21 protein-coding genes are annotated in these 25,499 nt (G+C 69.8%); 4 read left to right on the top strand and 17 right to left on the bottom strand.

Annotated elements, in window-relative coordinates:
* Nucleotides 1-21 precede the first annotated feature (21 nt).
* Complete coding sequence (locus VGJ96_14115) at nt 22-669, bottom strand: exonuclease domain-containing protein (protein HEY3288250.1); 648 nt, start codon at nt 667-669, stop codon at nt 22-24.
* Between the two features lie 39 nt (nt 670-708).
* On the opposite strand from VGJ96_14115, the gene VGJ96_14110 reads away from it, so the two are divergent.
* Nucleotides 709-1,467: a redox-sensing transcriptional repressor Rex gene (locus VGJ96_14110; GenBank protein ID HEY3288249.1), complete on the top strand. Its 759-nt coding sequence runs from the start codon at nt 709-711 to the stop codon at nt 1,465-1,467.
* Between the two features lie 51 nt (nt 1,468-1,518).
* Here the strand turns inward: VGJ96_14110 and rsmA are convergent, their stop codons facing one another.
* The 13 genes from rsmA to rpsU all read right to left on the bottom strand — a co-directional run bounded on the left by rsmA (nt 1,519) and on the right by rpsU (nt 14,630).
* Entirely contained in the window at nt 1,519-2,319 is an 801-nt protein-coding gene (gene rsmA / locus VGJ96_14105; GenBank protein HEY3288248.1) for a 16S rRNA (adenine(1518)-N(6)/adenine(1519)-N(6))-dimethyltransferase RsmA, read from the bottom strand.
* A gap of 127 nt (nt 2,320-2,446) precedes the next feature.
* Complete coding sequence (locus VGJ96_14100; protein HEY3288247.1) at nt 2,447-4,045, bottom strand: GAF domain-containing SpoIIE family protein phosphatase; 1,599 nt, start codon at nt 4,043-4,045, stop codon at nt 2,447-2,449.
* 10 nt (nt 4,046-4,055) lie between these two features.
* Nucleotides 4,056-4,499, bottom strand: coding sequence for an ATP-binding protein (locus VGJ96_14095; protein ID HEY3288246.1), 444 nt, complete (start codon nt 4,497-4,499; stop codon nt 4,056-4,058).
* The gene (locus tag VGJ96_14090; protein HEY3288245.1) at nt 4,500-4,832 is read right to left on the bottom strand and encodes an STAS domain-containing protein; all 333 of its coding nucleotides are present in this window, start codon (nt 4,830-4,832) and stop codon (nt 4,500-4,502) included.
* Nucleotides 4,833-4,862: 30 nt separating this feature from the next.
* A complete protein-coding gene (gene pta, locus VGJ96_14085; protein ID HEY3288244.1) occupies nt 4,863-5,903 on the bottom strand; it encodes a phosphate acetyltransferase in 1,041 nt (346 codons plus the stop codon).
* Nucleotides 5,904-6,078: 175 nt separating this feature from the next.
* Nucleotides 6,079-6,570: a pantetheine-phosphate adenylyltransferase gene (gene coaD / locus VGJ96_14080; GenBank protein ID HEY3288243.1), complete on the bottom strand. Its 492-nt coding sequence runs from the start codon at nt 6,568-6,570 to the stop codon at nt 6,079-6,081.
* Nucleotide 6,571: 1 nt separating this feature from the next.
* Nucleotides 6,572-7,087: a 16S rRNA (guanine(966)-N(2))-methyltransferase RsmD gene (gene rsmD, locus VGJ96_14075; protein ID HEY3288242.1), complete on the bottom strand. Its 516-nt coding sequence runs from the start codon at nt 7,085-7,087 to the stop codon at nt 6,572-6,574.
* Nucleotides 7,084-8,823, bottom strand: a complete 1,740-nt coding sequence (gene recJ / locus VGJ96_14070; protein ID HEY3288241.1) for a single-stranded-DNA-specific exonuclease RecJ — start codon at nt 8,821-8,823, stop codon at nt 7,084-7,086. The genes rsmD and recJ overlap by 4 nt, the downstream gene beginning before the upstream one ends.
* A gap of 39 nt (nt 8,824-8,862) precedes the next feature.
* On the bottom strand, nt 8,863-9,567 hold the full coding sequence (locus VGJ96_14065) for a hypothetical protein (GenBank protein HEY3288240.1): 705 nt from the start codon (nt 9,565-9,567) through the stop codon (nt 8,863-8,865).
* 31 nt (nt 9,568-9,598) lie between these two features.
* Nucleotides 9,599-11,512 (bottom strand): DNA primase, encoded by a 1,914-nt coding sequence (gene dnaG / locus VGJ96_14060; protein HEY3288239.1) that lies wholly within the window; start codon nt 11,510-11,512, stop codon nt 9,599-9,601.
* Nucleotides 11,509-13,986 (bottom strand): endonuclease MutS2, encoded by a 2,478-nt coding sequence (locus tag VGJ96_14055; protein HEY3288238.1) that lies wholly within the window; start codon nt 13,984-13,986, stop codon nt 11,509-11,511. Before VGJ96_14055 ends, dnaG begins: the two co-directional genes overlap by 4 nt.
* Nucleotides 13,987-13,997: 11 nt before the next feature.
* Nucleotides 13,998-14,441, bottom strand: a complete 444-nt coding sequence (locus VGJ96_14050; GenBank protein HEY3288237.1) for a GatB/YqeY domain-containing protein — start codon at nt 14,439-14,441, stop codon at nt 13,998-14,000.
* A complete protein-coding gene (rpsU, locus tag VGJ96_14045) occupies nt 14,442-14,630 on the bottom strand; it encodes a 30S ribosomal protein S21 (GenBank protein HEY3288236.1) in 189 nt (62 codons plus the stop codon).
* Between the two features lie 329 nt (nt 14,631-14,959).
* Here rpsU and VGJ96_14040 point away from each other — a divergent pair, with 329 nt between their 5' ends.
* The 3 genes from VGJ96_14040 to VGJ96_14030 are packed head-to-tail and all read left to right on the top strand — an operon-like array spanning nt 14,960 to nt 21,653.
* Complete coding sequence (locus VGJ96_14040) at nt 14,960-18,406, top strand: glycosyltransferase (GenBank protein HEY3288235.1); 3,447 nt, start codon at nt 14,960-14,962, stop codon at nt 18,404-18,406.
* A 2-nt stretch (nt 18,407-18,408) separates the two neighbouring features.
* Nucleotides 18,409-20,964, top strand: coding sequence for a bifunctional lysylphosphatidylglycerol flippase/synthetase MprF (mprF, locus tag VGJ96_14035; protein ID HEY3288234.1), 2,556 nt, complete (start codon nt 18,409-18,411; stop codon nt 20,962-20,964).
* On the top strand, nt 20,961-21,653 hold the full coding sequence (locus tag VGJ96_14030) for an AcvB/VirJ family lysyl-phosphatidylglycerol hydrolase (protein HEY3288233.1): 693 nt from the start codon (nt 20,961-20,963) through the stop codon (nt 21,651-21,653). Before mprF ends, VGJ96_14030 begins: the two co-directional genes overlap by 4 nt.
* A gap of 178 nt (nt 21,654-21,831) precedes the next feature.
* Here the strand turns inward: VGJ96_14030 and VGJ96_14025 are convergent, their stop codons facing one another.
* The 3 genes from VGJ96_14025 to VGJ96_14015 all read right to left on the bottom strand — a co-directional run bounded on the left by VGJ96_14025 (nt 21,832) and on the right by VGJ96_14015 (nt 25,312).
* The gene (locus VGJ96_14025) at nt 21,832-23,217 is read right to left on the bottom strand and encodes an ammonia-forming cytochrome c nitrite reductase subunit c552 (GenBank protein ID HEY3288232.1); all 1,386 of its coding nucleotides are present in this window, start codon (nt 23,215-23,217) and stop codon (nt 21,832-21,834) included.
* Between the two features lie 157 nt (nt 23,218-23,374).
* Nucleotides 23,375-23,845 carry a cytochrome c nitrite reductase small subunit gene (gene nrfH / locus VGJ96_14020; protein HEY3288231.1) on the bottom strand — a complete coding sequence of 157 codons (471 nt, stop codon included), beginning with the start codon at nt 23,843-23,845 and terminating at the stop codon, nt 23,375-23,377.
* Nucleotides 23,846-23,848: 3 nt separating this feature from the next.
* The gene (locus VGJ96_14015) at nt 23,849-25,312 is read right to left on the bottom strand and encodes an alginate export family protein (GenBank protein ID HEY3288230.1); all 1,464 of its coding nucleotides are present in this window, start codon (nt 25,310-25,312) and stop codon (nt 23,849-23,851) included.
* Nucleotides 25,313-25,499: the final 187 nt, after the last annotated feature.

The following is a 25,499-nucleotide window of genomic DNA, read 5'->3' as shown; positions in this document are numbered from 1 at the left end:
CCCCCGCCCGGTACCGCCCCCCTATGCCCCTTCCCCTAATCCCTTATCCGCCACCCAAGTAGGCATCGCCGTCCTCCGCTTCCTCGCATAAACCCGCCGCGCCATCCACTGCCGAAGTAGATCGAGACTGTCCACTCCCTGCTTCTCCACGTCGTGCAGCAGCCCTTGCAGCACGCGGGCGGTGGCGCGGGCATCGCCGAGGGCACGGTGGCGGCTTTCGATGTTGACGCCGTAGTGGAATGCCACCGCGTCGAGATTGCGCCGCGGCAAGTGCGCCAGCAGTCGGCGGGCCAGGCGCACGGTGCAGAGCGGCGGCCCCTGCATCACCTCGGGGAATCCGGCGCGCGCGAACTCGGCGCCCAGGAACCCCCAGTCGAACGGCGCGTTGTGCGCCACGAAGATGCGTCCCTGCAGCACCTCGGCCAGCGGCGCGGCGATGACGCTGAATGGCGGGGCGCCGGCCACCATCTCGTCGGAGATTCCCGTCAGCGCCGTGATGCGCCACGGGATCGGGCGCTGCGGGTTCACCAGCGAATGAAAGCCGTCGCGAATCTCACCGTCCTCGACGACGACGGCGGCCACTTCGGTCACGCGATCGCCATTGCCGTGGCTCGTCCCGGTCGTCTCGACGTCCACGACGATGAATCGGCAGGTGGCAAACGCCTTCATGCCCGAACGGTACCACTTCGACGGCTGCTGGCCTAGATTGTGAAGGAATTCACAAGCTCCCGCACCCGCGCGCACGCACCGCGCACGCACCGCGCACGCACCGCGTGCGCCTCCGAACCGCTGCACGCCGTGAAGAAGATCGCCGAGTCCACTGTCCGACGGCTCTCCCTGTACCTGCGCTACCTCGAGGAGTTCGAGACCGCGGGACGCACGACCGTCTCCAGCGGCGAGCTCGCCCGCAGCGGCGGCACGACGTCGGCGCAGGTGCGCAAGGATCTCTCCTTCTTCGGCTCCTTCGGCAAGCGCGGACTCGGCTATGCGACGCACGATCTCGTCGCGCACATCCGCGAGATCCTCGGCCTCGATCGTTCGTGGCGGCTTGTCATCGTCGGCGCTGGCAAGATTGGATCGGCGATGGCGCGTCATCGCGGTTTTCGCGATCGCGGCTTCGAGGTCGTCGGCATCTTTGACGCCGACCCGCACCGTGTGGGGCACACGCTCGACGGCGTGACCATCGCCGACGCCAGCGATCTCTCGCACGCCGTGCGCCAGCTGCGCGCCGACATCGCCGTGTTGGCGGTGCCGCGCCACGAAGCGCAGGACGTCGCCGCGCAGCTGGTTCGGGGCGGCGTGCACGCGATCCTCGACTTCACCACTGCCCCGCTCGATCTCCCCGAGGACGTCACCGTGCGCAGCATGAACCTCGCGATGGAACTCGAGGTGCTGTCCCACGCGCTGTCGCACGCGCGGGCGCACGCACCGGCGCACGCACCGGCGCACGCACCGGCGCACCGCTAGCCGGGGAGCGGGGGCGCTCCACACCGGGAACGCGCACCGACCGCGCCCGCTCTACCGCGGCGTCCGGCTCGCCCGCAGCAGTCGCGCGAAATCGTCGGGGGACAGCACCTCGGGACGCGCTTCCGGATCGAGACCGGCGGCGCTGACCACCTGCTCCGCCGCTTCCGCCCCCAGATGGCAGACGGTGCGGACCACGCGCCGCAACTGCTTGCGCCGCAGGCCGAACGCCGCCACCACGAGCGTGCGGTATGCGTCTTCCTCGTCGTCCGTGATCACCGGATCGGGGCGCGGCGTGATGCGCAGCACCGCGCTCTCCACCTTCGGCGGCGGCTGGAACGCGCCGGCCGGCACCTTGAAGACGAGTTCGGCCTGCGCCACCGACTGCACGTTCACCGACAGCGCGCCGTACGTCTCGCTCGCCGGCGGCGCGGCCACGCGCTCCGCGACTTCGCGCTGCACCAGATAGACCGCGCGCAGCGGGCGCGGCCGCCGCAGCGCGTGAAAGAGAATGGGCGTCGTGATGTTGTACGGCACGTTGCCGGCGACGACGTACGCTCCCGCCGCCGCCTCGCCGAAGTCCACCTTCAGCACGTCGCGCTCGATCACGGTGAGCCGCGCATCGTCCGCGTACCGTTCGCGCAGCCGCGGCGCGAGGTCGCGGTCAATCTCGATGGCGATCACCCGCCCCGCGCGCTGCATCAGCACGTCGGTGAGCGCCCCCCGCCCCGGCCCGATCTCGATGACCGTCTCGTCGGCCGTCGGCGCCAGCGCGTCCGCAATCCGCCCGAGAATGCGCGGATCGGTCAGGAAGTGCTGGCCGAGGCGCTTGCGGGGCGGAGGGTAGTGCATCATGGGGCGAGGGATGGCGGAGGGCGGAGGGCAGATGGCGGAGGGTGGACGTCTAAAGTCGTTCAGTTGGTCGGCGCAGTCAGCAGACTTTCGGCGTCGCGCTCTGCCATCCGCCATCCGCCATCGGCCATCACTCTCCCTTCGCCGAAGTCCGCAGCACGACAAGCGCCTGATCATCCCTCGGCGGCATCGCCCCCATGTGCCCCTCCAGCAGGGCGAAGACGCCGTCGACGATGCGCCAGGCGGGATCGGCGCGGCGCGCGGTGACCACGTCGAGCACGGCGCGTTCGCCGAGCCGCTTCTTCTGCGCGCCGCGCGCGTCGCTGATGCCGTCGGTGAACAGCACCAGCACGTCGTCCGCCGCCCACGGCCGCGCGGCGGCGTGCGGCGCGTCATCCACCAGGCCGAGCGGCGGATCGGTGGCCGCGAGCCGCGTGGACGCGCCATCGGCGTGCAGCACGAACGCGTGCGGATGCCCCGCGTTGCACCACGTCACCGTCCCGGCGCGCGTGTCGATGACGGCGTAGCAGACCGTCATGAACATCTCCGTCTCGCGGAGTTCGTCGGCCAGCGAGACGAGCAGCGCGCCGATCGTCGCCGCCGGGTCGCTCGAACCGCGGGCGTGAATGGCCGTGGCGCTCATCACGAGCGCCATGATGAGCGCCGACCGATAGCCGTGGCTCGACACGTCGCCGATGAGCACGCCCACCCGCCCGTCGCCCAGCTGGAAGAGGTTGTAGAAGTCGCCGCCCACGCTTTCAGCGGGGGCGACGCGCGCCGCGCAGTCGGCCACCGGCGCCAGCGACGCCGGCGACGGGAGCAGCTTCATCTGCAGGTCGTGCGCGAGCAGCATTTCGCGCGTCAGTTCCGCCTGCTCCGCCGAGGCGCGCGCGAGCCGCGTGTTCTGGATGGTGGTCCCCACCTGCGTCGCGATCGCCGAGACGAGCTTCTGGTCGCTCGCCGTGAACGGCTGTCCGCCGCGGCGCCCCGAGAGATCGACGACGCCCAGCGGCACGCCGCCCTGCGGCGTCGCCCACATGATGGGGACGCTGAGCATCGCCCCGCGGCGGATGGGCGCTTCGGCGTCGGCCTGCATCGCCCCTTCGCCCACGGTCAGCGGGTGATGCGTGCGGAAGACGCGCGCCGTCACCGAGACGGGATCATCGGCGGGGATGTCGGCAAGCGGCGTCGCCGCGCCGAGCGCCGCGACCGGACGCAGCATGCCGGCCGTGCGGTCGATCACGTAGATGGCGCCGCGCCGCGCCCCGACCGTCTCGGAGATCTCGTTGAGGATCACCTTCGCCGCATCCTCCAGCGAGACGGTGCGACCGAGGATCTCGCCGATGGAGTAGAGGAGATTGATCTCCTCGTATCGTTCGGCGAGATCCTGGGCGGCGTGGCTCACCTCGAGTTGCGAGCGCAGCACCTGCGACGCGACCGGGAGCAGCAGCTTGAGCCCCAGCCGCGCGGCGTCGTGATTTCCCGACGGGCCGAGCGAAAGCCAGGCCGTGCGCGCCCCGGGGACACGGGCCACGATCTGCAGCCCGCGCGGCGTCACCGATTCGTGCGCGCCCTCGGCCGGGCGCTGCTCCGCCGATGGCGCCGGCGATTCGCCCGGATCGCCCCCCTCGATCTGCAGTGGTTCATCGGGCGCGGGCTGCGCCCAGACCGACGCCGGGCAGCCCGTGGCCTCGCGGAAGGCGGACAGGACGGCGTCGAGGTCGCTCACGCGGCGTCCGTCACGCGGCGCGGTCGTCGCTCGACCGCCGCAGGAGCACCATCCGCACCACGTTGCCGCGGGCGCGGAACTGCTCGACGTGATCCATCAGCCGCCGCATCAGGAAGAGCCCGCGCCCGTCCTCGCGCCCGAGATTCTCGTGCGTGGTCGGGTCGAGCGTGCAGGCGTCGAGGTCGAAGCCCAGCCCATCGTCCTCCACCTCGACGATCAGCGCGTGGCTGTCCACGCTGACGCGCACGCGCACGCTCTTGGATGCGTCCTCGCCGTTCCCGCGGAGGATCGCGTTGGAGAGCGCCTCGGTCAGCGCGACCGGGATGTGGAAGGCCAGGTGGCGATCCGCGAACGCCGCGTCCTCGCAGCAGCGCACGATCTGCGCGACTACGGATTCGATGCAGCCGACGTCGCTCGGGATCTCCAGCTCGAGCGGCAGGGGGCCCAGCCCCATCTAGAAGCTCTCGAGTGCGCGGTCGCGGCTCTCGGAGATCTGGAAGAGCGTGTCGAGCTTGGTGAGCTCGAACAGGGTCTGGAGGTCATCGTTCAGGTTGGCGAGCCGCAGGTCGCCGCCCGTCTCGCGAATCTTCTTCGCCAGCGAGACCAGCACGCCCAGGCCCGAGCTGTCGATGTAGGTGGTCTTCTCGAAGTCCACCAGCACCTTGCGCGCGCCGCCCTCGATCTCGTCGATGACCTTCTGCTTCAGCTCCTGGCGGTTGCCGACGATCAGGGTGCCCTCGACTTCGAAGACCGTGACGTCGCCTGACTTCTTGACCGTAAAGCTCATGTCGGGTGCATCCTCGGGAGGTGGGTCCTGTCAGCGCGCGCGCCCATCGGACGGCGCGCGCGACAGCAGGGCGGTGACAGCCGCGACGTCAAAAATGGCATCCGGACTCGCGCCGCGCGAGAGATCGGAGACCGGAAGTGCCAATCCCTGGAGGATCGGGCCAATGGCCCGCGCCCCCGCCAGCCGTTCGACGAGCTTGTAGGAAATGTTGCCGGCATCGAGGTTCGGGAAGACCAGAATGTTCGCGGCCCCGGCAATCGAACTCCCCGGCGCCTTGCGCGCGGCGATGGCCGGGACGAGGGCCGCGTCCCCCTGCAACTCGCCATCCACCACCAGGTCCGGGGCGCGACGGCGGATCAGCCCCAGCGCCGCGCGGGCCTTGGCCGCCGAAAGCGACTCCGCGCTGCCGTGGGTGGAGAAGGAGAGGAGCGCCACGCGCGGTTCGTCGCCCACCACGAGCCGCCGCGCCTCGGCGGCGGCGAGCGCGATGTCTGCGAGCTGCTCCGCCGTGGGATCGGGAATGACCGCGCAATCGGCGAAGGTGAGGACGTCGTCCGTCCCCGCACCCTGCACCACACCGTGCCCGTGTCCCTGCACCACGCTGTCCGAGAGCAGCATATAGAACGCACTCGACACCGTGCGGACGCCCTCCGCCGGCCCGATCAGCCAGAGCGCATACCGCAGCACCTCCGCCGTCGTGCGCACGGCCCCCGCCACGCAGCCGTGCACGCCACGCGTGTGCAGCAACCAGAGCGCGAAGACCAGCGGGTCGCGCGCCAGGCGTTCGGCCCCCTGCAGCGTGAGCCCCTTGTGCGCCCGGGCATTGATCAGCGCCTCGACGAGCCGGTCGCCGTGCTCATCGGTGGTGGGATCGACACACTCCGCCCCGGAGGCGCGCGCCGCCGCGTGCGATGCCGGCGCGGCGGGATCGAGCACCAGCACCGGAATGGCCAGTCCCGTCTTCCGCATCCGCTGCACCGCCTCGAGCACCCGCGGCTCCGTCGACTCGGCGAAGGCGAGGCGGCGAGGAGATTCGGAAGCGCGGGAGTGGAGAGTGGCGAGAAAGGACACGGATCGGGGAGGAGGGACGGAACGAGGAGGGGGTAGAGGCGTGGGGACGGGGGACGAGAGGCGGAACGAGGAGGATGGCCTTGGGCGCGCCGAGGAGCTCCCTCCTCGTTCCACCCCTCCTCTCCCCTAGCTGGGCCTCTACCTCCTCCTCGTTCCGTGTAGTTTCGCCAGGCCTCTACCTCGTCCTCGTTCCGTATTTCTCTTGAAGCGCCTTGGCCACCGATGGATGCACCAGATTTGTGATATCCCCCCCGAACTTCGCCACCTCGCGCACCATCGACGAGCTGATGTACGTGGTGTCGAGCGACGGGACCATGAACACCGTTTCCATGTTCGGCGCCAGGTGGCGGTTCATCAGCGCCATCTGATACTCGTACTCGTAGTCGCTCACCGCGCGCAGGCCGCGAATGAGCACGGGGACATTCAGCGAGAGGGCGAACTCCACCAGCAGCCCCTGGAACGAGCGCACCTCCACGCGCGGGTCGTTCTCCACCGCGGCGGCGATCAGCGCCTCGCGCTCCTCCACGGTGAACAGCGACTGCTTCTGCACGTTCACCGCGACGGCGACGATCAGCTTGTCCACGAACTGCAGCGACCGCTTGATGAGGTCGCTGTGGCCGTTCGTGATGGGGTCGAAGCTGCCGGCGTACAGGGCCAACCTGGGCATGTCAGTCTCTGTAGAAGGTGATGGCCGTGTCCCCATATCGACGGGTATCGTCGCTCCCGGGCAACGGTTCGCGCGGCGAATGCTCGATGCCAAGAATGTGCGCGAACGCGGCGGCAAGCCAGCGGTCGGCCACGGCGGTGGCCAGCCCCTTTTCGTACGGCGGGTCGGCGAAGGCCACGGCGAAGGCCCCCGCCTCGAGCGATTTCACGAACCGCACGGCGTCGGCACGCACGATCGTCACGCGATCCCCCGCCCCGAGCGCCTCGACGTTCTTGCGGAGCGCCGTCAGCGCCCGTGGATCATCCTCGACGAAGGTCGCCGCCGCGGCCCCGCGCGAGAGCGCCTCGAGCCCCAGCGCCCCCGATCCGGCAAAGAGGTCCAGCACCCGCGCGCCGACGAGCGAGGGCGCCAGGATGCTCATCCACGCCTCACGCGCGCGGTCGGTGGTGGGACGCGTCGAGCGCCCCGCCGGCGCCGCCAGCCGCCGCCCCCGCCATTCCCCCGCGATGATCCTCATCCCGTCTCTGCCCTGAAGTCCAGGATCTGCGCCTGCAGCGTACTCTGATTCCGGTACTCGTTCCGGTCCAGCTTGTACGCGATCTCCACCGTGCCGCGGCGCGCCGCCGCCAGTTCCGTCGCGCGATGCGCGAGTCCCCACCCCACCGCTTCCATCGGCCCGCGCGCCGTGGCAATCCGCACCTTCACGCCGTCGGCCCCGATGCGATCGGGGCCGCCGACAATCTGCACGCCGCGCGCCGAAAAGACCGGCCCGGGATTGCCGATGCCGCACGGTTCGATGTGGCGCAGCAGCTTCTCCAGCTCATCCGTCGCGTCGTCGATGGGCAGTTCGAGGTCGACGCGCAACTCGGGAATCAGGTCGTCCGCCGTGAGCCTGGCACGGGCCACCGCGTTGAACCGCTCGACGAACGCCTCGAGGTGGCGCTCCTCGATGGTGAGCCCGGCCGCCGCCTTGTGCCCGCCGTGCTTGATCAGCAGGTCGTGGCAGTCCTGCAGCGCCGCGTGCAGGTCGAACGCGGGGATCGAGCGGCCCGATCCCTTGCCGATGCCGTCCTGCACCGCAATGAGCACCGCGGGGCGCCCTGTCTGCTCCACGACGCGCGAGGCCACGATGCCGATCACACCGGGATGCCACTGCCGCCCGTGCAGCACGAGCCCCCACGTGTCGTCGAGATCGAACCTGCCGGCGCCGCGCAGCGCCTCGTCGAGGATGCGGCGGTCGAGTTCCTGCCGTTCGCGGTTCAGCTCCTCGCATTTGCGGGCCAGCGGGTTGGCCTCCTCCTCGCGATCGCTCAGCAGCAGTTGCACGCCCTCGATGGCGCGGCCGATGCGCCCCAGCGCATTGAGGCGCGGCGCGAGGATGAACCCCACGCGCCCGGCTGTGATCTCCTTGGCGTCGAGCCCCGCCGCGCGCACCAGCGCGCGCAGGCCGGCGCTCCGCGACTCGCGCATCAGCGGCAGGCCGCGCCGCACGAAGACGCGGTTCTCGCCGCGCAGCGCGGCGACGTCGGCCACCGTGGCGAGGGCCACGAGGTCGAGCATGTTGAGCACCACATTCTCGTTGCCGCCCATCGCCTGCGTGAGCGCGAGCGCCAGCTTGAACGCCACGCCGACCGCGGCGAGGTCCTTGTCGGGCGAGGTGTCGTCGGGGCGGCGCGGGTTCAGCACCGCGAACGCCGGCGGCAGGGGACCACCGGGGAGGTGGTGGTCCGAGATGATCACGTCCACCCCGCCCTGCTGCAACTCCTGCACGCTCGCCACCGCGCTCGTCCCGCAGTCGCAGGTGAGCACGACGCTCGCCTTCGCGGCAAACGCCGCCGCGACGCCGGCCGGACCCAGGTCGTAGCCGTCCGACACGCGATCGGGGACGAATGGCGTCACGTCGCCGCCGAGGGCGCGAAGGGCGCGCGTCATCAGCGTGGTGGAACACATCCCGTCCACGTCGTAGTCGCCGTGCACGAAGATCTTCTCGCCGTCGGTGATGGCCCGCTGCAGCCGCGCGACCGCCACATCCATGTCCTTGAGCGCCCCCGGGGGATGGAGGTGCTCGTACTGCGGACGCAGATAGCGCCGCGCCTCATCGTCGTCCTGCATGCCGCGCGCCGCGAGCAGCGCGCAGAGCGCCGCGGGGAGGTTGAGCGACGCCTGCAGCGCGCGCACCACGGCCGCGTCCGGTTGCGGCGCGCGCAGCCAGCGCGCCGCCGCGCGGCGGCGGGGGGAAGCGGGGGCGGTCATACGGCTACGGGAGTCCCGAACGGCCGACGCGGAGCACCACTATTCCGCGAAGTACATCAGCACGCCGCACGCCTCGCACACGTCGATCCCGCCGTGGTTCGACATCTGGTTGCGCCGCTGCATCGGAATCGCCGTGTCGCACGCGCCGCACGCCATCCCGCTCACGGCCCACGCCGCCTGCGAGCGCCGGCGAATGCGAATGCGGTCGTACTTCCCGAGCAGCGGCGCGGGCACATGCACCGCCTTCTCGGCGCGCTTGGCCTTCATCGCGGCCAGCTCGGCGTCGAGCGACGCCTGCTGCGACGCCACCTCGGCGCGCGCCTCCGACTGCTCCACCCCGAGCGCCTCGAGCGTGGACTGGTGCGCGTGCAGCGCGGCCCGCGCCTCCTCGAGCCGGCGGTTGATCGCGATCAGCTCCGATTCCTCGGTCGCCACGATCCGCCGCGCCTCCTCCATCTGCGCCACGGCCGCCGTCGCCTGGCGCATCGTCTTGACCGCATCCATCTGCGTCTGGTTGCGGTCGATCAGCGCCTTGTGCTCGGTGATCTTCTCGCGCAGGAAGGCCTGCTTCTTCTCCTCCGCCGTCACCAGCACCTGCGCCCGCTCCACGTCGGCGGCGATGCGAGCCCGCCGCTGGTCGAGTTCCTTCAGCCGCGGCTGCAGCGCCGACAGCTTCTCCTCGATCGCGTGGATCTCGATGTCGTCCGCCTGCACCGCCAGCAATGCTGCGAGTTCCTGCTGCACTGAGTCTCCCCTCCCCCTGAATGCCCGGCGCCTAGGTGCGCCGATACCCCTTCCACCCCGTCGCGCCCATATGGCGCAGCTCGTTGTGCAACCGCTGCTTCTCGGCGATCAATCGGTCTTTCTGGTCTCCCGTCGCCAGCGGGGTCACCCGGTCCAGTTCCGCCAGGCGGTCGCGCATCGACCGTTCGCGCAGGCGCCGCAGCGCGCCCTCCACCATGGCCTGCGGGTTCGACATGCTCTCGGGTGTGTCGAGCATCTCCTCCGCCATGCGCACCACCCACGGTTCCAGATGGTCGGCGAGCCACGCCACCAGCGCCCCGCCCTGCAGCGCAGGATCGGCATCGAGCAGCGCCTCGTACATCGTGCGATACACCGGATCGCGCAGTCCCGACGGCGCGCGATCTCCGTCATCGTCGGCCAGCCACTCCGGCCGGTCGGCCTCGTCCTCGCTCAGCCGTCCGACCCCCTCGATCACCAGGTCGGCCATCGGGCGGTGCAGCATGATCACGCGCACGAGGTCGCGCTCCGATGACGCCGCTTCCACCGTGCTCTTATACGGACCCACCGGGGCGGGCACTGGTTCCGGCCGGCTGTCCGCTTCTTCGTCGCCCGGCGCCGGCGCGCGCCGCGTTGCCGGCGCCGGCGCGCCCAGACGCGCCCGCCGCGACGCGCCTGCGTCGAGTTCGCGCGCCAGCACCCCGCGGTCCACCTTCGCCGCCTCGGCGGCGCGCGCCAGGTACATCTCGCGCGTCAGTGGATCGCGCGCCGCGCGAATGGTCGGCAGCAGCGCATCGAGCGCGCGGCGCTTGCGCTGGAGATCGGCAAACCAGCCGCCGCGCTCGAGCAGCTGCACCTTGCGGTCGAACACATCGAGCGCGCCCGCCACGAGCTTCTCCATCGCCTCGCCGCCGTGCGCGCGGACGAACGTGTCGGGGTCATCGCCCTCGGGCATCGTCACCACGCGCACCGCCACGCCCTGCGCCAGCAGCACGTCGGCGGCGCGGAAGGTTGCCTTCTGTCCCGGACCGTCGCTGTCATACGCAATGAACACCGTCTTCGCGTGCCGCCGCAGCAATTCGGCCTGCCCCTCGGTGAGCGAGGTGCCGAGCGGCGCGACCACCGGCTCGATGCCGGCGCTCGCCATGCGCACGACGTCGAAGTATCCCTCGACGAGAATGGCGCGTTCTTCACGCCGCATCGCGCCGCGCGCCTTGTGCAGCCCGTACAGCGTCTGGCCCTTGTGGAAGGCCGGGTTCTCGGCGCTGTTGAGGTACTTCGGCTCGCCCGGGCCCATCAGGCGTCCGCCGAACCCCACGAAATGCGATGACGCGTCGAGGATGGAGAACATCAGCCGGTCGCGGAATCGCGGCCGCGGCTCGTCTTCCTCTTCCCGTTTCACCAGCAGTCCGGCCTGCAGCAGGCGATCGGGATCCCAGCCCAGGTTCGCCATGTGCGCGCGCAGCACGCCCAGTTCGTGCGGGGCGTAGCCCATCTCCCACGCATCGGCCGTCTCGCGCGAGATCTCCCGCGACGCGAGGTACGCCCGCGCCGGCGCGCCGCGCTCGTCGTCCCACAGGCGCGCCTTGAACCAGGCCGCCGCCGTCGCGTTGATCTCCCACAGCGGCTCGCGCGGATCGGGACCCTCGCGCTGCTTCACCACCTCGCGCACTTCGATGCCGGTCTTCTCGCCCACGTACTTCACCGCTTCGGCGAACGTCAGGCCGAGCCGCTTCTGCACGAAGGTGAAGACATTGCCCTTCTCGCCGCAGACGAAGCAGGTGTACCCGCCCTTGGGCATCACCGAGAAGTTGTTGTTCGTCCCCTGATGGAACGGGCACGGCCCGCGATACACCGAGCCCACGCGCTTGAGGCGCACGTGCTCGCTGATGATCGCGACGATGTCCGCGGCTTCCCGGACTCGTTCGACGTCTTCGTCGGGTATCATGCCAGTTGCACCACCGTGACTCCGGCTCCCCCTTCGTTCCACGCGCCGAGCCGCGCGCTCTTCACCCGCGGGTCGTCCTTCACCATCTGTCCCACCTTCTCGCGCAGGGCGCCCGTGCCCTTGCCGTGGATGATGCGCAGTTCGGCCAGATCGGCGCGCAGCGCGCTGTCGATCGCCTGCAGCACCGCGTCTTCCACCTCGCCAATGCGCAGGCCGCGCACGTCAATCTCGTGCTTGACCTCCACCTCCGGCACGTCGCCGATGTAGGCCACCGCCGTCTCGCGGTCGCGCAGCGCACGCGACGAGATGCGGGTGAGCGTCCTGGCCGGAACCGTCAGCTTGAGCGCCCCCACCATCACCAGCGCATCCGCCCCGCGCAGTTCCAGCAATTTGCCCGCTTTCCCGCCCAGCGTGGAGACCGCCACCGCGTCGCCGACCGCCAGCGGGTGCAGGTCGCGCAGCCCCTTGGCGCGCGCCTCCCGCGCGCGCGCCTCGGCATCGTTCATCGCCTCTTCCTGCTCCTGCGCGTCCAGGCCATCCAGCGCCTCGCGCTCCACGGCGGCGCGCTGTTCCAGCCCGCTCCGCGCCGCGGCCGCGGCGGCTTCCAGCCCCTCGGCGCCGGCATTCTTGAGCGAGGCGATCATCTTCTCCAGGTCGGCGCGCGCATCGAGCAGGTAGCGCCGCGCCTCCTGCCGCGAGGCGCGCTCGAGTTCGCGCTCCTTGCGCCGGATCTCTCCCTCGCGCTCCGCCAGCCGGCGGCCGCGCTGATGCACGTCTTCGGTGTCGGTCTCGAGGCGCGCCCGCAGCGTCGCGCTCTCACGGTCGCGCACCTCGAGCACCTCCAGCAACCGATGCACGTCGCGCTCCACCGTCGGCACCCGCTCCTCGGCGCGCGCAATCACGTCGGCCGGCATCTCGAGCCGCCGCGCAATGCTCAGGCCATACGAACGCCCGGGGATTCCCTTGATCAGTCGGTATGTCGGCGCCAGGGCCACCGCGTCGAACTGCAGCGACGCGTTCACGACGCCGGGCACTTCCTGCGCGAGTTCCTTGAGCGCGCCCAGGTGCGTGGTTGCAATCGTCAGCGTGCCGCGCGCCGTGAGCGACTCCAGAATGGCGCCGCCCAGCGCGGCCCCCTCGAGTGGATCGGTCCCCGACCCCAGTTCGTCCACCAGCACCAGTGAGTGAGGCGTGGCGTCCTTCACGATCTCGATGAGGTTCTTGAGATGCGCGCTGAACGTCGACAGCGAAGCCTCGATGCTCTGCTCGTCGCCGATGTCGGCGAAGACGCCGTCGAACGCCGCCAGCCGGCTCTCCGGCCCCACGGGCGCGGGAATCCCGCTCTGGGCCATCAGCGACAGCAGCGCCAGCGCCTTCAGCAGCACCGTCTTGCCGCCGGTGTTGGGACCCGACACCAGCAACGTCCGTTCGCCCGGCAGCATCTCGAGGTCGAACGGCACCACGTCGGCGCCCCGGGCCAGCAGCAGCGGGTGCCGGCCGTTGCGAATGGCGAAGCCCTCCGCCGGCGCGCCCAGCGGGGCCGGGTTGCAGCGCGCCGCCACCGCATACTTGGCGCGCGCCGCCAGCGAATCGAGCGTCACCAGCGCCTCGAGCGACAGCTCCAGCGCCGAGTGATGCGGGCGCAGCGCGTCGGTCAGCTCGCGCAGGATGCGCTCGATCTCGCGCTGCTCCTCGATGGCCAGCTCGCGAATGCGATTCCCCGCCTCGACGGCCGCCGGCGGCTCGATGAACACCGTCGCGCCGCTCGCGCTCGTGTCGTGCACGATGCCGCCGGTGTGCTTGGCGCCTTCGCGGCGCACCGGGATCACGTAGCGGCCGTTGCGCACCGTCACCGACGCGTCGCTCACCTGATGGTGCGGATCGAGCTTCGCCATCAGCCGCTCGAGCAGGCGCACCAGTTCGCCCTCGGCCCCCGCCATCTCGCGCCGGATGCGTCGCAGCGCCGGCGACGCGTCGTCGCGCACGCTGCCGTCGTCGTCGAGCGCCTTCTCGAGCCGCCGCTCCAGCTCGGCGTCGCGCGCCATCACGTCGGCGTACTCGACGAGCAGGGCGCGCGCCATCGGGCTCACGTGGTCGGCGTAGATCGCGTCGCGCGTGCGGCGCGCCGAGCCCAGCAGCCGGCCGGCGTCGCGCAGCGAGAGGCCGTCGAGCACCGTCCCGCTGATGCGGAGCCGCGCCAGCGCCGCCGTGAGGTCGGGGATGGGCTCGCCCGCCCAGCCGTCGTCGCTCGTGACGAGCGACCGCATCGCCTCCACGCGCGCATGCTCGGCGCGCACGAGGTCGAGTGCCTGCGATGGCATCAACGCCATCACCCGCGCCGCGCCGAGCGACGAGTGCGCGTACCCCGCCACGACCTCGAGGACGCGCGGGAACTCGAGGACCGTCAGCGCGTGGGGACGAAAAAACCCGACCGGGCGATCGTGATCGCCTGTTCGGGCTTGTTCGGGTACCACGTTGGGGGGTGTCACTCCGCCTTGCCGAGCTCCTCGCGAACCACGCGGTTGATCATGCCACCGTCGGCGCGCCCCTTGAACTGGGGCATCACCGCACCCATCACCGGTCCGACGCCCTTCGCGCCGGCCGCGATGGCGGCCCGCACAGCGCCACGCACGTCGTCCTCGCTGGCCAATGCCGGAAGGTAGCGTTCGAGCGCCGCCACCTCCGCCGCCTCCTGCGCCGCGAGTTCCGTCCGTCCCGCCTGCTCGTACGCCGCCACGGACTCCTTCCGCTTCTTCACGCCCTTGCGCAGCACATCGATGACGTCGTCGTCGGTGAGCGCACGCCGGAGTTCGATTTCGCGGTTCCGTGTGTCGGCGAGGATCGTCCCCAGGAGCAGCGTCAGCGCCTTGTCCTGGGCCTTGCGCGCGGCGGTGAGCTCCGCGGCGAGGCGATCCTGCAGGGAGGCCATCTAGTTCGAGCGGGTGCGACGATTCTTGCGCATCGCCGCATTCATCTTGCGCTTGCGGCGTTCGCTCGGCTTTTCATAGTGACGATGCTTGCGCAGATCAGACAGGATCCCGGCCTTCTCGCACTTCTTCTTGAAGCGCTTGAGCGCACGCTCGAAGTTCTCATCGTCATGGATGATGACTTCCGACAATTACGTTCTCCCCCCTTCGTGGCGATTGCGCGCCGGACAAGGATACTTACAGCCTATAAACATAGCTGGGGAGCGAGGTTAGAAACAAGGGGAACGAGGGCGGAACGAGGAGGAGGTAGAGGCGCAGGGACGGGGGACGGGGTGTGGAACGAGTATGATTGAGTGGGGTTCATCCCATACTGGCGTAGGACTTCCATTACCAGAGGGGCAATACCGTAGTTGCACGGCCATCCTGCCGCGGCACCTGCCCTCCCGTAGTCGCACGTTTCCCCCCGTTCCTGCACTCGTCCCCCGTCCCTTCGCCTCCATCCCCTCCCCGTTCCCCAGTAGTGTCCCCGTCTGATCTCCCGCACATCTTCATCGACCCTTCCGGCCAGCGCTGGCGGCGGGTTCGGCGCATCGCACTGGGCTTCGGCGTCATCTCCTCGCTTCTGGCGCTGGGCCTCGTCATCAGTATCGTCATCCCGCCGCTCCTTCCCTCGATGCGCGAGGCCCAGCGGACGGTCCGCGGCGCCACGCGAAACGGCTTCACGAGTTCCCGCAGCGAGCGCGAGCGCCTGAGCGCCCGCCGCCGGCTGCTGGCGGCGCTCGCCATTCACCCCGCCCCGCGCGCCGAGCACCCCGAGCGCCTGACCATCCCGCGCGGGGGGCGCAGCGAGGCCCGTCGCGCCGTCGCGCCGGCCGCCCCCAATCCGGTGCGCCCGCCGCTCGTGGTGGGCTTCAACGTCAAGTGGGACGACAACTCGTTCGCCGCGTATCGCGCCCACGCGAGTGAACTCGACTGGGTGGTGAGTGAATGGATCTTCGTCGCGCCCCGCGGCGACTCGCTCCGCCTCGACCTCGACCCGCGCATCCTGTTCGCCAACAGCCTGCTCCCCCCGGAGTCGCGGCCGCGCATCTTCGCGATGGTCAGCAACTTCGACTCGCAAAGTGGCGTCTTCGCGACCGCCGACCTGCGCCGCCTGCTCACGCATCCAGTCGCGCGGCGCAAGGCGATCGCGCAACTCACGGCGGTGGCCGAACGCTACGGTCTCGCCGGCATCACCATCGACTTCGAGGAAGTGCCCGACGACCTCGTCCACGACTGGGTCGCCTTCCTGCGCGATTTGCGCACCGCGATGGCGCCGGCCAAGCGGCTCGTCACCACCACCATCGCGGCGTCGGTGGATACTTCCACGGCGCGCGAGGTGGCCGCGCCGTGCGACTACGTCTTCGTGATGCTCTACGACGAGCACTTTGGCCGCGGCGATCCGGGGCCCGTCGCCAGCCAGGCCTGGTACGATGAGCGCGCCAGCGCGCTGACGCCCGCCGTCGGGGCAAAGAAAGCCATCCTCGCGCTCGGCGCCTTCGGCTACGACTGGAACGACGCGGGCGGCCGCCTCAGCGGTCACGCCGTCACGTATCAGGAAATGATCAGCAAGGTGCGCGCCGCCAACGCCGTCGTGCGCTTCGATTCCATCGCGCTCAATCCGTACGCGGCGTGGGACGACCCCGACAGCACCAGTCACGTGGCCTGGTTCCTCGACGCCGCCACGGGATGGAATCACCTCACCACTGTGGCGCGGCTGAAGGCCGCGGGCGCGGCCCTCTGGCGGCTCGGCGCCGAGGACCCGTCGCTCTGGGCGCTGCTCGACCGCGATCCCACCCCGCCGTCGCCGAGTGAGATCAACGACATTCCGGCCGGCTATCAGGTGGAATTCGAGGGGAACGGCGAACTGCTGCGGATGCGCTCGCCGCCCACGGCCGGCACGCGCACACTTCGGCTCGACGCGCCGCGCGGCCTCGTGGTGGCCGAGTCGCTCACGGTGTTGCCGTCGCCGTGGGTGATCCAGCGCTTTGGCGATTCCGAGGGCAAGGTGGCGCTCACCTTCGACGATGGCCCCGACGCGCGCTGGACGCCGGACATCCTCGACACGCTGAAGAGCCGCGGCGTCCCGGCCACCTTCTTCATCGTCGGCCGCGACGCCGACGACCGCCCCGGCATCGTGCGCCGCATCTATCGCGAAGGGCACGAGATCGGCAATCACACCTACACGCACCGCAACCTCTCGCTCACCGCGCCGTGGGTCGGCCACCTCGAACTCGTGGCCACCGAGCGGCTCATCGAGACGATTCTCGGCCGCCGCACCGTGCTCTTCCGTCCGCCGTACTTCGGCGACGCGGAGCCCACCACCGCCGACGAGCTCGATCCCGTCGCGATGGCCACGCGGCTCGGCTACGTCACCGTCGGCGTGCGCATCGACTCCGAGGATTGGCGCCTGAAGGATCCCGCGCTGATCATCGGGCAGACGATGGCCAAGCGGCGGAGCGGCAACAATATCGTGCTGATGCACGACGGCGGCGGCGATCGCTCGGCGACCGTCGCGGCGCTCGGCCCCATCATCGACTCGCTCAAGGCGCGCGGCGACACGCTGGTGCTCGCCTCCACCCTTGCCGGTGTTTCGCGCGACGACGCGATGCCGGCGCTCCCGAGGCGCTCCACGCTGGAGCGGTCGGTGGACATGCTCGCGTTCGGCGCCATCGGCGCGGCCGATTGGGGGCTGTACTGGCTCTTTTTCGTGGCGGTGATTCTCGGCGTCGGCCGCCTCGCGTTCATCCTGGCCCTCGCCGTCATCCAGCGCGTGCGGCACGGCGCGCCGCGCGCCACCGATTTCGCCCCGCCCGTCACCGTCATCGTCCCCGCCTATCGCGAGGCGAAGGTCATCGAGCGCACGGTGCACTCACTGCTCGCGCAGGACTACGCCGGACCGCTCGACGTCGTGGTCGTCGACGACGGTTCGCCCGACGACACGTACGCCGTGGCGCGCCACGCCTTCGACGGCAATCCGCGCGTCATCGTCCTCACCAAGCCCAATGGCGGCAAGGCGAGCGCGCTCAACCACGGCATCGCCCGCGCCAGCGCCGACATCGTCATCTGCCTCGACGCCGACACGCTCTTCGAACCGCGCACGGTGGCCGAACTGGTGGCGCCGCTCGCCGATCCGAAGGTGGGCGCCGTGGCCGGCAACGCCAAGGTGGGCAACCGGCTCAACCTCGTCACGCGCTGGCAGGCGCTCGAGTACGTCACCAGCCAGAACCTCGACCGGCGCGCCTTCGCCCTGCTCGACTGCATCACGGTGGTGCCGGGCGCGGTGGGCGCGTGGCGCAAGGAGGTCGTGCTCGCCGTGGGCGGATTCCGCGGCGAGACCCTGGCCGAGGATCAGGACCTGACGATTTCCGTGCACAAGGCCGGCTATTCGGTGGGATACGCCCAGCGCGCCATCGCGTGGACCGAGGCGCCCGACTCGCTGCGCGGCCTCGCCCGCCAGCGATTCCGTTGGTCGTTCGGCACGCTCCAGTGCGCCTGGAAACATCGCGATGCCCTGCTGAATCCCCGGTTCGGCACGCTCGGGATGGTGGCGTTGCCCAACACCTGGCTCTTCCAGTTGATTCTCACCGCGCTCTCGCCGCTTGCCGACCTGCTCTTCGTCTACGGCCTCGTCTCGGTGTGGCTGACGTGGCAGTCGTTCGGCGAATCGTATGCGCTGGTGGACCTGTACCAGATCCTCATCTTCTACGCCGTCTTCCTCGTCACCGACTGGCTGGGGGCGGTGATCGCCTTCCTGATGGAGCCCGACGAGGAGTATTCGCTCACCTGGCTCATCGTGCTGCAGCGCTTTGCGTACCGGCAGGTGATGTACTGGGTCGTGCTGCGGTCGTTCCTTGCGGCCGTGCGCGGCCGCACCGTGGGCTGGGGTTCACTGGAACGAAAGGCGACGGTTGGGGCTACGAGATGACCGTGAAGAAGCATCTCACTCGTTCGCTGGGCGTGCTGGCCGGGGCGCTGGTGTTCAGCATCGCGCTCTGGTCGCTGCACCACGAGCTGGCCACGCTGCATTACCGCGACATCCGGCTCGCCATCCAGGCGGTGCCCCGCACGCAGCTGCTCTACGGGCTGGGCCTCACCGCGCTCGGCTACCTGGCGCTCGTCAGCTACGACTGGCTCGCATTGCGCTACATCCAGCGGCCGCTCGCCACGCGGCGGGTCGCCTTCGTCGGCTTCGTCGCGTACGCGCTCTCGCAGTCGCTCGGCTTCCCGATGCTGCTCGGCGGGTCGCTCCGCTACCGGTTCTACTCGGCGTGGGGCCTGTCGAGCGCCGACATCGCGATGGCCGTCGGGTTCAACGCTGTCACGTTTTGGCTGGGCGTGCTCACCATCGGCGGCGCCGTCTTCCTCATCGAACCGCGCGCCACACCTGACCTGCTCGGCCTCCCCGTCGAGTCGCTCGCGACCATCGGCGCGCTGCTGCTCGTGCTCGTCATCGGGTATCTCGTCTCCAGCGCGGTGCGCAAGGCGCCGTTGCGCGCGCTCGGATGGGAGTTTCCGCTGCCGCGTCCGTCGCTGGCCGTCTCGCAGGTGCTCGCCTCGTCGCTCGACTGGGTGGCCGCCGGTTCGGTGCTGTTCGTGCTGCTCCCGCCGGACCATCCGGTGCCGTTCGGCGCTTTCCTGAGCGCGTTCCTGCTGGCACAGGTCGTCGGCCTGCTCAGCCATGTTCCCGGTGGCGTTGGCATCTTTGAAGCGGTGATCGTCCTGTTGTTGAAGGAAGAAATCCCGACTGCCGGACTGGCCGGCGCGCTCCTCGCGTATCGCGTCGTGTACTATCTCGTTCCGCTGGGGGCGGCGGTCGCGCTTCTCGCCGCGCACGAGGTGTCGCGCGCGCGGCACGGCATTGCCCGTGCGGCGCAGGTGGCGGGACGATGGGTGCCGGGCGTCGTGCCATCGATGCTTGCGGTGACGACGTTCACCTCGGGGACCATCCTGCTGCTCTCCGGGGCAACGCCGGGCGTGCGGTCGCGACTGCACCTGCTGGCCGACATCTTCCCGCTGGCGGTCATCGAGCTGTCGCACTTCACGGCAAGCGTGGCCGGTGCGGCGCTGTTGCTGCTCGCCTGGGGCCTCGCCCGGCGGCTCGATGCCGCCTGGTGGCTGTCGAGCGGCGTGCTCATCGTCGGCATCATCGCCTCGCTCGGCAAGGGCGCCGACTTCGAGGAGGCGACCTTCCTCGCGCTCGTCCTCACCGCGCTCCTCCCGGCGCGACGGCACTTCTATCGCCGCGCGTCGATGATGAGCGATGTCTTCTCGCCGGGATGGGCCGCCGCCATCACGCTCGTGGTGGGCGCGACGTTCTGGCTCGGGCTCTTCGCCTTCAAGCACGTCGACTACTCGCACGACCTGTGGTGGGAGTTCGCCGTGCGCGGCGACGCGCCGCGCTTCCTGCGCGCCTCGGTGGGCGTCACTGCGCTGCTGCTCGTCGTCGCCCTTCAGCGGCTGCTGCGTCCCGCCCCCGCCAAGTGCGAGCCGCCGGACGAGGAGTCGATGGCGCGCGCCGCGGTCATCGTGCAGTCGTCGCGCGACGTGCAGTCGAACCTCGCGCTCCTCGGCGACAAGTCGCTGCTCTTCAGCGACGCCGGCAATGCGTTCGTGATGTACGGCGCCGCCGGGCGGTCGTTCATCGCGCTGGGCGATCCCGTGGGCGCGCCCAGCGAACGGCAGGAACTCGCCTGGCGCTTCCGGGAACTCGCCGACCGGCACGGCGCGGCGACCGTCTTCTATCAGGTGCGGATGCACAACCTTCCGCTCTACCTCGACCTCGGGCTTTCGCTGCTCAAGCTCGGCGAGGAGGCGCGGGTGCCGCTCGCCGACTTCTCGCTGCAGGGTGGCGCGCGCAAGGGGATGCGCCGCGTGGTCAACCAGGTGGAGAAGGACGGCGGCACGTTCGGCATCGTGCCCGCGGAGGAGTTTTCCGCCGTCCTCCCCGAACTGCGCGCCGTCTCCGATGACTGGCTGGCAGCCAAGAGCGTGCGCGAGAAGGGCTTTTCGCTGGGTTACTTCGACGAGGCGTACCTGCGCCGCTTCCCGATGGCGGTCGTGCGGCGCGAGGGACGCATTGTCGCCTTCGCCAATGTCTGGCGCGGGCAGCCCGGCGACGAACTCACGGTGGACCTCATGCGCTACTCCGCGCAGGCCCCCGAGAACGTGATGGAGTACCTGTTCATCCAGCTGATGCTGTACGGCCACGCCGAGGGCTTCTCGCACTTCAACCTGGGGATGGCGCCGCTGGCGGGCCTCGAGAATCGCGCGCTCGCGCCGCTCTGGAACCGCGTCGGCTCGTTCGTCTACAGGTTCGGCGAGAACTTCTACAACTTCCAGGGACTGCGCGAATACAAGCAGAAGTTCGATCCCATCTGGGAGCCGCGGTACCTCGCGTCGCCGGGCGGCCTGTGGCTGCCGCGCATCCTCACCAATGTCGCCGCGCTGATTTCGGGCGGAATCACGGGGATCGTGAAGAAATGACCGTTGCACGCCGCATCGCCGTCGCCCTCACCGTCGGACTCGCCGCGGCGCCCATCCGTGCGCAGGTGCCGTCGTCCCTCGCCGACCTCCCCCTCACTGAAGTCCCGGCCGCGGGGAGCGGTCATTTCTTCACCGTCTTCCTCACCGGCGATGGCGGCTGGGTGGCGCTCGACCAGGGTGTGTCGGCCCAGCTGGCCGCGGCCGGAATCCCCGTCGTCGGATTCAACCAGCGCACGTACCTGTGGTCCGGCAAGACGCCCGCACAGGCCGCCGCCGATCTCGCCCGCATCATCACGGCATACCACGCCAAGTGGCACCGCGATTCCGTCATCGTCATCGGCTACTCGCGCGGCGCCGGCATCGCCCCGTTCGCCGTGAACCGGCTGCCCCCCGCCCTGCGCGCGAGCGTGAAGCTCGTCGTGCTCATCGGCAGCGAACGCACCGCCGGCTTCCATTTCCGCATGCGCGATCTCCTGTCGTCCACCCCCGCGCCCGGCGACCCGCCGCTGATGCCCGAAATCAGGGCGATGGGCGCGATGCCGCTCATCTGCTTCTACGGCGAAGATGAGAAGGAGACCATCTGCCCCGAACTCGCACCGCCGGCGGTGGTGGTGAAGATGAGCGGCGGGCATCATCTGGATGGGGCGTACCCGGAGATTGGACGGCGGATTGTGGGGATGATTCGGTAGCGGAACGAGGAGGGGGTAGAGGCGAACCTGACGGAACGAGGACGAGGTAGAGGCTAGGCGAGGAGGAACGAGATGCGGAACGAGGAGGGAGATCACTGGTGCGCCAGCGATCTCTCTCCTCGTTCCACGTCTCCCACCTCGTCCCTAAGCCTCCACCCCCTCCTCGTTCCGTCCCCCTCTACTTAGCCATCGGCCTCAACGCGAGCTGCCCCTTCCTCGAGAAGTCAATGGACTTCTCCAGCAGCCGAGCCGCTTCCTGCGGCGCGTGGAAGCCGACGGAGTTCTCCGCTTCCACAAAGTCGAGCAGGAACTGCGCCTGGCGCTGGAAGTCCTGCGCCTTCTTGAGCGCGGCGCTCGTCGAATCCGCCTTGCGCGCCACCGCCGCGTCGTTGATCAGGTCAAGCAGCGCGTCCATCGCCAGGTTGCGCATCCCGAACGTGCGGTCCTGGATCAGCTCCACGCGCGACTTGAGTTCCGCTTCCGTCTGCTTGTGGCAGGTCTGGCAGGCGCGGTTCACCATCAGCATGGGGCTCCGTACGTGATGGTCGCTGATCTTCTGCGCGCCCTCGCGCTGGAATGGCATGTGGCAGTCGGCACAGGCGACGCCGCTGCGCGCGTGCACGCCCTGATTGAACATCTCGAACTCCGGATGCTGCGCCTTCAGCGCCGGCGCGCCGGAGATGGCGTGCACCCAGTCCTTGTGCCCGTCCTTCTGGTAGTAGGCGAGGATCGAATCGCCGGCGAGCCCGTTGAACCACGGGAAGGTGAGCCGCTTCTCCGGCCCCTTGAAGTAGTACTCCACGTGGCACTGCCCGCAGACGTAGCTGCGCATCTCGGCGCGCGTCGCCTGCTTGTTGACGTCGTAGTCCTTGATGCCGAGCGACGCCTTGTAGGCGCGGATTCCCTCCATGAAGGCCGGGCGCGTCACGCGCAGCGCCATCGACGCCGGATCGTGGCAGTCCACGCACGACACCGGATGGTTCCCCGTCTCCTTGAGCGCGTCGAAGTACGGCAGGTGGTTCAGCGCGTCAAAGCCCTTCATCAGGTCGCCCTTGCCCAGGCGGATCATCGTCGCGTACGTCGAGGCGTGGCAGTTGATGCACGTCCCCGGCTGCTTGGCGACCTGTTGGCGCTCCGTGTACATCTGGTCGGTCAGCATGTACGCGTGCCCGCGCTCCTCGCGGAAGTCCTTGGAGAAGGCGTACCCCGCCCACATCTGCACCAGGCGCGGATCTTCCTTGAGCCGCGACTGCGACACCGTGTCGCGCGGATCGAGCTTGGTGGGCACGTGCGGCATCGCCTCGCTCCCGCCGTAGCGGGTGCGCACCATGTCGGTCGTGCGCCGGTACCCGTCGTACTGCAGCGGGAAGTTCTTCCCCCACTCGGCGGGATCCGTGGTCGTGTCGGTCAGCGCGACCACGCGATAGAACGGATTGCGCGCCTCGTCCTGCTTGCGCGTGATGTCGCGCAGCATGTAGCCCGCGATGACCGCGGCGAGCCCGAAGGCGACGGCGACGAGGATCAGGGTCAGCGGCGTGATGCCGCGACGAAAGCGAAGGAACATGGAAGGATTCTCCAACAGGGCGAGAAATCGGTATGCAAAGTTCGAAGTGCAATGCGGCTATAAGTCATCCGCCATCAGCCATTAGCCATCAGCCATCAGCCATCCGCCATCCGCCATCCGCCATCAGCAATCGGCCCTCCGCCATCACCATCGCCCCTCACCGCACCCAATGCCCCACGTACCGATGACACTTGATGCAGTCCAGCGCGTCGTCCCCCGTCCCTGAGTGCCCGGCGCGGGCCGCGGGCGAGATGCTCGCCGCGAGATCGCCGTGGCAGCTGAGGCACGCCGCCTCGGTCACGCGCCGGTTCTTCTCGCGAATGCGCAGCGGATCGGGATGCATCCCGGTCGTGAAGTTCAGGGAGTGCCAGAAGCCGTTCTCCCCCTTCACCAGGTACTTGTGCACCATGTTGTCGTGCGGCGCGTGGCAGTCGTTGCACACCGCCACCGCGCGATGGCTCGACTTCTGCCAGGCGGCAAAGTGCTCGCGCATCACGTGGCAATTGGCGCAGGCCGCCGCGTCGTTCGTCAGGTACGAGTAGCCCTTGGCGGCGATGAACGTGTACCCGCCCAGTCCGCTCGCCGTGCCGAGCAGCGCGGCAATCACGATCGCGATCCACTTGGTCATCGGTCAGCGGCTCAGGGTGGTCTCGAGATAGAGGAAACGCGCCACGCGATTCCCCGCGTAGGCGCCCTGCACCACCGCGCCGCCCCGCGCCGACGCCCCGTAGAGTTCGACGGCAAGTCGCGCATGCGGCTGCCAGGCGACCGACACATCCATCACGCGCGCGAGCGGCGTCGCGCCGCTGGACGGACGCCCCGCGAAACCGAAAACCCGGCTGTCGAAGGCACCGCCGCCAAGGTACCACAAATCGCGCGCCTCGGTCAGTTCCAGCGCGTGCGCGCCGGCGCGCAGCGTCACCTTCGCGTGCGGCTTCGCCTGCACCGTGGCGAAGGTCTCGGACGAGTTCATCATGTTGTAGAACGGCATCCGCGCATACACGCGCGGCGTCGGCAGCGCCTGGAAGAAGGTCTCGTGGCGATTGTCGCCTGCGTTGTCGTCGCCGCTCGTCCGCAGCACCCCGGCGCGAATCCACGTCCCCCACGGAAGCGCGGCGTGCTGGAATCCTCCTTCCAGGGCTACCGCGTTGGCGGCGTGATCCAGCCGCCCCCAGTCGCCCCCCTGCCACGCCCCCCACGCCACGGCGTCGAACTTCGCCCGCCCGCTCTTGAAGATCGCGGTCCAGTGCCCGCCGAGTGTGAGCACCTCGATGGCGCTGCGATCGGCGCTGCGCGCCGCTGCCGCCCGGTTGTCCGTCGGCACGGTGCCGCGTTCGTCATCGTACCACAGGCCGAAGAGGCGCAGGTCGTGCTCGGCGTTCGTCGCGCGCGCGCCCGTCGTCAGCGCCGCGTACGCCACGTTGATGTCGAGTCCCGGCTGCGCATCGGCACGGAACGCCCCGGCCGTCGGGCGTACGGCCGCGACCGTCAGCCCCGCCTTCTGCACGCGTCCCGTGTAGTGCAGGCCGTCGAATGAACGGCCGACCGCGGAGAAACCAAACGGGCCGATCAGTCGCTGCCCAACGCGCTGCGCCTTCACCGCGGCGAGCGTCGGATCGGCCGGCGCGCGTTCGGCGCCGTCCGCAAACTCGAAGCGCCCCACCCGCAGCGCGTGGCCGTTCGCCGTCCAGCGGACGAAGGCCTGCTTCACGAATACGCTAGCGACGTTGCGCTTGGCGTCATTCGCCGCGTAGTAGGTGCTGCCAAGGCCCAGCTGTCCGCCCGGCGCGGCGAGCGTGGCGTCGTCCGGCAGGCCCAGCAGCACCGGCACGGCCCCCTCGACGCGCCACGACCAGTGCGCCCGCGACTGCGCCGTCGACACCCGCGCCAGCAGGTGGGCATACGAGTACTCCCCCGCCGCGCCCGCGTCGAACCAGTCCCACGACTCGGCGCGCGCGCGCACCGACGCCGAGATCTGCACCGGCGGCGCCCCGCTAGCTGGCGCCCCCGCCGGCGCGCCCTGTGCCCACAGCGTCGTATCCACCACCGGCGCGCCCAGCACCACCGCCGATATGCCTACGATGAGGGTCCGCATCTGCTCTCCACTCCGCGTGTCGGGTGCGGGAGCAAAATAGGCATTGTGCATACCAGTTCAATCGGACAAGCGTGGACAAGATGTGATCCAAAGGCTGACGGAACGGGGAGGGGGATGGAGGCTCAGGGACGGGGCGGGAGACGTGGAACGAGGAGGGAGATCGCCGGCGCACCGGTGACCTCCCTCC

This window comes from Gemmatimonadaceae bacterium (assembly GCA_036504815.1).
GTDB lineage: Bacteria > Gemmatimonadota > Gemmatimonadetes > Gemmatimonadales > Gemmatimonadaceae > PNKL01.
Note: the sequence above shows the minus strand (reverse complement) of the source record. Positions and strands in the feature narration are given on the sequence as shown.

What these genes read in the sequence shown, in the direction of transcription:
- rsmA (HEY3288248.1), bottom strand. Translation starts at nt 2,319, where the DNA reads ATGATGCACTACCCTCCGCCCCGCAAGCGCCTCGGCCAGCACTTCCTG.
- VGJ96_14025 (HEY3288232.1), bottom strand. Translation starts at nt 23,217, where the DNA reads ATGTTCCTTCGCTTTCGTCGCGGCATCACGCCGCTGACCCTGATCCTC.
- coaD (HEY3288243.1), bottom strand. Translation starts at nt 6,570, where the DNA reads ATGCCCAGGTTGGCCCTGTACGCCGGCAGCTTCGACCCCATCACGAAC.
- VGJ96_14050 (HEY3288237.1), bottom strand. Translation starts at nt 14,441, where the DNA reads ATGGCCTCCCTGCAGGATCGCCTCGCCGCGGAGCTCACCGCCGCGCGC.
- dnaG (HEY3288239.1), bottom strand. Translation starts at nt 11,512, where the DNA reads ATGATACCCGACGAAGACGTCGAACGAGTCCGGGAAGCCGCGGACATC.
- VGJ96_14030 (HEY3288233.1), top strand. Translation starts at nt 20,961, where the DNA reads ATGACCGTTGCACGCCGCATCGCCGTCGCCCTCACCGTCGGACTCGCC.
- VGJ96_14090 (HEY3288245.1), bottom strand. Translation starts at nt 4,832, where the DNA reads ATGAGCTTTACGGTCAAGAAGTCAGGCGACGTCACGGTCTTCGAAGTC.
- rsmD (HEY3288242.1), bottom strand. Translation starts at nt 7,087, where the DNA reads ATGAGGATCATCGCGGGGGAATGGCGGGGGCGGCGGCTGGCGGCGCCG.
- VGJ96_14015 (HEY3288230.1), bottom strand. Translation starts at nt 25,312, where the DNA reads ATGCGGACCCTCATCGTAGGCATATCGGCGGTGGTGCTGGGCGCGCCG.
- VGJ96_14115 (HEY3288250.1), bottom strand. Translation starts at nt 669, where the DNA reads ATGAAGGCGTTTGCCACCTGCCGATTCATCGTCGTGGACGTCGAGACG.
- recJ (HEY3288241.1), bottom strand. Translation starts at nt 8,823, where the DNA reads ATGACCGCCCCCGCTTCCCCCCGCCGCCGCGCGGCGGCGCGCTGGCTG.
- VGJ96_14095 (HEY3288246.1), bottom strand. Translation starts at nt 4,499, where the DNA reads ATGGGGCTGGGCCCCCTGCCGCTCGAGCTGGAGATCCCGAGCGACGTC.
- nrfH (HEY3288231.1), bottom strand. Translation starts at nt 23,845, where the DNA reads ATGACCAAGTGGATCGCGATCGTGATTGCCGCGCTGCTCGGCACGGCG.